8 protein-coding genes are annotated in these 6,001 nt (G+C 46.5%); 5 read left to right on the top strand and 3 right to left on the bottom strand.

Going from position 1 to position 6,001, the window contains the following annotated elements:
- The first annotated feature begins 248 nt into the window (after positions 1 to 248).
- The 3 genes from recF (at position 249) to LAY57_RS23815 (ending at position 2,182) form a co-directional block, all read left to right on the top strand.
- A complete protein-coding gene (gene recF / locus LAY57_RS23805; protein WP_249069583.1) occupies positions 249 to 1,382 on the top strand; it encodes a DNA replication/repair protein RecF in 1,134 nt (377 codons plus the stop codon).
- Between the two features lie 147 nt (positions 1,383 to 1,529).
- A complete protein-coding gene (locus tag LAY57_RS23810; protein ID WP_249069584.1) occupies positions 1,530 to 1,769 on the top strand; it encodes a hypothetical protein in 240 nt (79 codons plus the stop codon).
- Positions 1,770 to 1,774: 5 nt separating this feature from the next.
- Positions 1,775 to 2,182: a hypothetical protein gene (locus LAY57_RS23815; protein WP_249069585.1), complete on the top strand. Its 408-nt coding sequence runs from the start codon at positions 1,775 to 1,777 to the stop codon at positions 2,180 to 2,182.
- Positions 2,183 to 2,249: 67 nt separating this feature from the next.
- On the opposite strand, the gene LAY57_RS23820 is transcribed toward LAY57_RS23815, so the two are convergent.
- Positions 2,250 to 2,738, bottom strand: coding sequence for a hypothetical protein (locus LAY57_RS23820; protein WP_249069586.1), 489 nt, complete (start codon positions 2,736 to 2,738; stop codon positions 2,250 to 2,252).
- A gap of 97 nt (positions 2,739 to 2,835) precedes the next feature.
- Here LAY57_RS23820 and aroA point away from each other — a divergent pair, with 97 nt between their 5' ends.
- Both aroA and LAY57_RS23830 read left to right on the top strand, forming a co-directional pair.
- Positions 2,836 to 4,188, top strand: coding sequence for a 3-phosphoshikimate 1-carboxyvinyltransferase (gene aroA / locus LAY57_RS23825; RefSeq protein ID WP_249069587.1), 1,353 nt, complete (start codon positions 2,836 to 2,838; stop codon positions 4,186 to 4,188).
- A gap of 76 nt (positions 4,189 to 4,264) precedes the next feature.
- On the top strand, positions 4,265 to 4,888 hold the full coding sequence (locus LAY57_RS23830) for a hypothetical protein (RefSeq protein ID WP_249069588.1): 624 nt from the start codon (positions 4,265 to 4,267) through the stop codon (positions 4,886 to 4,888).
- A gap of 21 nt (positions 4,889 to 4,909) precedes the next feature.
- Here the strand turns inward: LAY57_RS23830 and gatC are convergent, their stop codons facing one another.
- Positions 4,910 to 5,191, bottom strand: coding sequence for an Asp-tRNA(Asn)/Glu-tRNA(Gln) amidotransferase subunit GatC (gatC, locus tag LAY57_RS23835; protein ID WP_249069589.1), 282 nt, complete (start codon positions 5,189 to 5,191; stop codon positions 4,910 to 4,912).
- 153 nt (positions 5,192 to 5,344) lie between these two features.
- Positions 5,345 to 5,866: a photosystem I assembly protein Ycf3 gene (locus LAY57_RS23840; protein ID WP_249069590.1), complete on the bottom strand. Its 522-nt coding sequence runs from the start codon at positions 5,864 to 5,866 to the stop codon at positions 5,345 to 5,347.
- Between the last annotated feature and the right edge of the window lie 135 nt (positions 5,867 to 6,001).

Consider the following 6,001-nt stretch of genomic DNA (forward strand, 5'->3'; position numbering starts at 1 on the left):
GGGTTGAGAGGGGCTAAGCTAACGCGCATCTAGTTTTACGCGCCGAATGCCTCATAGAAAGGGGTTCTGGCTCCAAAAAGTGCAACTTTGATGCGCGACAGCTTAGTGAGTAAGAAATGATGTTCAATTCTCGATCGAAATCCTTCTTTTTATTTCCCCAGTCCCCAATTCCTATTTTCTTTTGACTTTTGATTTTTGACTTTTGACTTTCGACTTTTGACTTTTGACTTTTGACTTTTGACTTTCAGATGTACCTAAAAACCCTTCACCTCTTTAAGTTCCGCAACTACCTGGATCGGAGGGTGGAGTTTAGCGCCCCCAAAACGATTTTGGTGGGTAATAACGCTCAGGGTAAATCAAATTTGTTGGAAGCGGTGGAGTTGCTCTCGACGCTAAAGAGCCATCGCGTTACGCGCGATCGCGATTTAGTTCAAGAAGGAGCCGAAGCAGGTAAAATCGTCGCTACCCTAGACCGACAGACAGGCATAATTGACCTCGCTTTAACACTGCGCTGTAACGGACGCCGTACCCTTGCTCTTAGAGGCGAATCCCTCAAGCGTCAGATGGAATTCTTAGGTACGCTAAATGCCGTGCAGTTCTCCAGCTTGGATCTAGACCTGGTGCGGGGTGGCCCAGAGTCCCGCCGCCGTTGGCTGGATACCCTCGTAATTCAACTCGAACCTTTCTACGCGCACATTTTGCACCAGTACAATAAGATTTTGCGGCAGCGTAACGCTCTCTTAAAACTCAGGACTCAGGACTCAGATATCGGCACTCAGGACTCCCAACTCGCTCTCTGGGATGCACAATTGGTAGCAGCCGGTTCCCGTGTCACCAGGCGTCGAGCCAGAGCCTTACAGCGTTTGGCTCCTATAGCACAAACTTGGCATCAAGCAATTAGCGGCAATAAGGAGGTACTTGAAATCAAGTACCTTCCCAACATTGCTTTAGAACAAGACAACCCAGAAGCCGTGCAGCAAGCTTTTTTCGAGAAAATTCAGCAGCGTAGCGTCGCAGAACTTCACCACGGTACTACACTTGTCGGCCCTCACCGCGACGAAATCGAGTTTTCGATCGACCAAACACCAGCTCGCCAATACGGTTCCCAAGGTCAGCAGCGAACTCTGGTTTTAGCGCTAAAGCTAGCAGAGCTAAAATTAATCGAAGAAGTTGTTGGCGAACCGCCACTTCTGCTGCTTGATGATGTTCTAGCCGAACTTGACCCCAACCGTCAAAATCAACTGCTGGAGGCTATTCAAGACCGATTTCAAACTCTGATTACGACCACTCATCTGAACTATTTCGATCGATCGTGGCTAAACGCTTCTCAAATTCTTTGCGTCCAGGCTGGAGAGATCTCAGAAATAAGGGCTAGCGGCTAGGAGAAGAGGGTTTAGGGGCTAGGGGAAGAGGGGCTAGGGGCTAGGGGCTAGGGACTAGGGGAAGAGGGGAAGAGGGAAGAGGGGCTAGGGGCTAGGGGCTAGGGACTAGGGGAAGAGAGAAGAGGGAAGAGGGAAGAGGGAAGAAGATTGTTCGCCCACTCAGCACTGAAGAAGCACTCAAGAAGCACTCCCCACTCCCCACTCCCCACTCAGCACTCAGCACTCCCCACTCCCCACTCAGCACTCAGCACTCAGCACTCCCCACTCCCCACTCAGCACTCCCCACTCCCCACTCAGCACTCAGCACTCCCCACTCCCCACTCCCCACTCAGCACTCAGCACTCAGCACTCAAGAAGCACTCAGAACTTTGCTATAAGGATAAATAGACGAAATGGATGCTGCTATGGATTTGAATGAGATTAAAGATCTGGGATTTTCCTTGCGGCAAATCGATCAGACGCTACTGAAATCGGGAAAGGATAGTAGCATCAAACGAATTTGGTATCAAGGCGATGAGTCTTATTTTGATATGTTTTTTGACATCCAAAATAATCAAATTGTTTGGTTTCAGTTTACTTTGCGTGGCAAAGTGGTTTTGTGGGATAAAGATAAACTGGTCTTGTATACTGGCACAACGGGTGAATTAGATCCGGACGATGTTAACTACTATCCGTCTAGTAAACTTATTAAAATTGACAGCAAAGTTGACTTTGCTTTTGTGGAATTGGTACGTTCAATTTTGCAAACACGATCGGGTGAAGACAACTTTGAGAAGGCATTAGCTCTCTTTGAGAGTTAGGTAGGAATTATAGGGCACTCAAAGGATTTTTGACTTTTGAATGAGTGACTTTTGAATGAGTGACTTTTCAGTGATGGATTTCTAAACTTAAGATGTAGTGACCCAACTGTACTTTCTCTGACCACAGTTCGTATTCGAGCCGTAGATGCTCCGGTAAAGGTCGTCCTTCTAACGTCAAGCTAATGGTATAGTTACGCAGGCGTATCTGCCCGTTTCCGTGTGATAATTCATTGTTCAGCCAATAACGGCTAAGACCGTAAATACCCCGTTCCCAAAGGTGACGATAACTCAACTTGCCGTTTCCTTGCATGGTCATAATCACGCGCTGGGGGGAGATTTCTAACCACAAAAGACGAGGTGATGCAGCCGTCGCTCCAGAGGCTGATGCTACGGGAAAGGCGGGTTCTTGTTCCTCGATCGCAGGTTCGGTCAAGAGCAAATGGAAGCGATCGCGGTCTTTTTGATAAAGTGTAGCAGCAGTTTCCACCACAGACCAAATTGGCAAATCGGTGGAAACTAGGGATAAACAAACGGGCTTGCGATGATGCGTCAGCATAAAAGGTGTGGAGAGGAATAAAAGTCAAAAAAAAAGACTCGGCAGGACAGGGAAAACGGTAGGATCTAACTTCGGAGTCCTCCACCAGTCTATCCCAATGTCAGTTCCGGTTGTTACGCTGAAGGTTACAGAAAGTCAGCAGTCTTTACTCATTCAAAAACCCGCCTCCGGGCTGTCTTTACAAGGCAGTATAAGGGTTCCGGGCGATAAGTCGATTTCCCACCGCGCTCTCATGTTGGGCGCTTTAGCTGAAGGAGAAACCCAAATCCGGGGACTTCTTTTAGGGGAAGACCCCCGCAGTACGGCTGAATGTTTCCGCTCTTTGGGGGCAGAAATTTCCGAGCTCAATACTGAATTAGTGCGGGTTAAAGGGATTGGATCGGGCCAACTACTAGAACCCCATGATATTTTGAATGCGGGTAACTCCGGTACTACTTTGCGGCTGATGCTGGGAATTTTGGCTTCTCACTCAGGGCGATTTTTTGCGGTGACGGGGGATAGTTCGCTGCGATCGCGTCCGATGTCCCGCGTCGTGCAACCACTGCAACAGATGGGTGCTACAATCTGGGGACGCAAGGGCAATTCGTTAGCACCGCTAGCAATTCAGGGACAGCAGCTAAAACCCATTACCTACAATTCTCCCATTGCTTCAGCCCAAGTGAAATCCTGTATTCTGCTAGCTGGTTTAATGACGGAAGGACAAACGACGGTTATTGAACCTGCTCTTTCCCGCGATCACTCAGAACGGATGCTGAAGGCTTTTGGGGCTCAAGTCAGCCAAAACCCAGAAAATAATAGCGTTACCGTTACTGGCCTTGCTAAACTTTCAGGACAATCGGTGATTGTACCTGGGGATATCAGTTCGGCGGCTTTCTGGTTGGTGGCAGGTGCGATCGTACCAGATTCTGAGTTATTAATCGAAAATGTCGGCGTCAATCCCACCCGAACTGGAATTCTGGAAGCTCTTGGTATGATGGGAGCGGATATCCAGTTGGAAAATGAGCGGGAAGTTGCTGGCGAACCAGTGGCAGATTTACGGGTACACCATAGTAGACTGAAGGCTTGTCAAATTTATGGAAATATGATACCGCGTTTGATAGATGAGATTCCGATTTTAGCAGTAGCGGCAGTATTTGCGGAAGGTACGACGGTGATTCGGGATGCGGCGGAGTTGCGGGTGAAAGAGAGCGATCGCATTTCTGTGATGGCGTCTCAACTCAACCTGATGGGTGCTAAAGTCACGGAATTACCGGATGGTATGGAAATTTTGGGCGGTACGCCTTTAGTTGGTACGGATGTGGATAGTCATACAGATCACCGAATCGCGATGAGTTTAGCGATCGCAGCCCTCAACGCTTCTGGCACTACTATTATTAATGGTGCCGAAGCTGCTGCAATTTCCTATCCAGATTTTGTCGGTACTTTAAAACAAATTTGCGGTCAAGCGTAGGTTGGGTTAAACGATAGCGAAACCCAACACTTCAGGTTAGGTTTCGTTACCTCAACAAACTTTTTTTGTTAAAGCTATGTCTTACAGCGATTTTACTTCATTAGATCTGCTAATCCCTTTAGGCATTAGTCAGATTACAACTGTTGATAAACTGATTGATTTTGAACCGAGCGCTCCTAGCCCATTCTTAACTGAAGCTTTAAAACGATTCGTGCCACTTGCTACTGCTATTAACACCGAAAAAGCTCGCTCTGAATATTTAATTGCTCCTATTTTGAGTGAAATTGTCACTTTTAACCCTAACACTTCCTTATTTTCTGGCAAAAACTTGACAGCAGATCCCAGTTTAGGGCTGAACGGATTTGTTGATTTTATGATTACAGCCAACTCGGACAAGCTAGCAATTAAAGCTCCAGTTGTAACTATCATTGAGGCAAAAAATGAAAATATTAATAATGGTTTAGCTCAATGTATTGCTACTATGTACGCGGCTTTTTTAATCAACCGACGCGACCCGAATGTGGGGGCTAAAACGGTTTATGGTACAGTTACCACCGGGCAAGTTTGGCGTTTTTTAGCTCTCACTCCCAATTTGGAAGTTTCGATCGACCTTACCGATCGCTATCTTACTCCCATTGATGAATTACTTGGTTTATTGAATGCCCTTGCGATCTCAAGTCCGGCTGAACACTTAGGATAAAAGCTATTACAGCGGGAACTGCTATAAGATTTGGGGTACTTTGAAAAAGTCGCCATCTTGGTCGGGCGCACAGCTGAGAATAGCTTCCCGGTCAGGATAGGGGCGCAGATCGTCTTTTCGAGTAATGTTGCTAACATCGATCGCTCTTGTTGTAGGCTGGACGTTACTAACATCTAGTTCGCTCAGCTGTTCAAAATACTCCAGAATGCTGCCCATTTGAGTGGTAAATTGTTCCTCTTCGGCTGGTGTCAGTTCTAGGCGGGCAAGATTAGCGACTTTGTGGACTTGTTCGCGGTCAATCATGGCATTGATATAGCTAGGGGCTAGGGGCTAGGGTTTCAGGAGTTAAGAACGTGCTAACTGCCGAGAAGGTTGCTATAATTAATAATTGGTGATTGGTCATTAATCATCAGTCATTTGTAAAGAATTAATGACTAATGACTAATGACTAAATAGCTAAAAGAACACATCCATCTGCGATCGCCCAGTCGTCTTCAGCCAGTTTTGGGCTTCGATGTAGTTGTTCGGAGCTTGCTGAATAGCTTGCTTCCAATACTCAGCCGCTTTATCGTAAAAAGCTTCGGCTTCTTCAGATTTACCAGATTCCTTAGCCTTGTCTCCCAGGTAGTGATAAATCACAGCAATATTGTTGAACGCTGAAGGATGGCGGGGGTTGAGTTCGATCGCTTGATAATAGTACTCCAAGGCCCGATCGTGTTCGCCGTTGCTGGCATGGATCAGCCCAATATTGTAGAGTATATAACTGCGATCGTAGGGATCTTCTTCTAGCTTTAGCGCTTCGTAATAGTTGTCTAGGGCTTCGGCGTATTCTCCATCCCCTTGAGCAGACATACCATCGCGGTAATAAACGAAAGCTTCTTTTGCTTTCTTGTTGGTTGGCATAATTTTCAGAATTATGTCTGCCATGACGGTAAAACTTTTGTCGATGAAGTTGTCGTTGCGTTGCGTTCTTGGCATATTTGCCTCTGTTTAACCTATTTTCTTTTGAATGAGTGACTTTTGACTTTTCCAGTTAACCGATACATTTTTGCTAACGTTTGCTAACAAATACACTCTCTCAGAGAGGGCGTATCAACCAATGCACGAAGGAAA

Origin of the sequence: Argonema antarcticum A004/B2, from assembly GCF_023333585.1 — a bacterium.
Taxonomy (GTDB): Bacteria; Cyanobacteriota; Cyanobacteriia; order Cyanobacteriales; family Aerosakkonemataceae; genus Argonema; species Argonema antarcticum.

Bases quoted from the DNA above. Each gene is read 5' to 3' on its own strand.
- recF (WP_249069583.1), top strand. From the start codon at position 249: ATGTACCTAAAAACCCTTCACCTCTTTAAGTTCCGCAACTACCTGGAT.
- LAY57_RS23815 (WP_249069585.1), top strand. From the start codon at position 1,775: ATGGATGCTGCTATGGATTTGAATGAGATTAAAGATCTGGGATTTTCC.
- LAY57_RS23820 (WP_249069586.1), bottom strand. From the start codon at position 2,738: ATGCTGACGCATCATCGCAAGCCCGTTTGTTTATCCCTAGTTTCCACC.
- aroA (WP_249069587.1), top strand. From the start codon at position 2,836: ATGTCAGTTCCGGTTGTTACGCTGAAGGTTACAGAAAGTCAGCAGTCT.
- LAY57_RS23830 (WP_249069588.1), top strand. From the start codon at position 4,265: ATGTCTTACAGCGATTTTACTTCATTAGATCTGCTAATCCCTTTAGGC.
- gatC (WP_249069589.1), bottom strand. From the start codon at position 5,191: ATGATTGACCGCGAACAAGTCCACAAAGTCGCTAATCTTGCCCGCCTA.
- LAY57_RS23840 (WP_249069590.1), bottom strand. From the start codon at position 5,866: ATGCCAAGAACGCAACGCAACGACAACTTCATCGACAAAAGTTTTACC.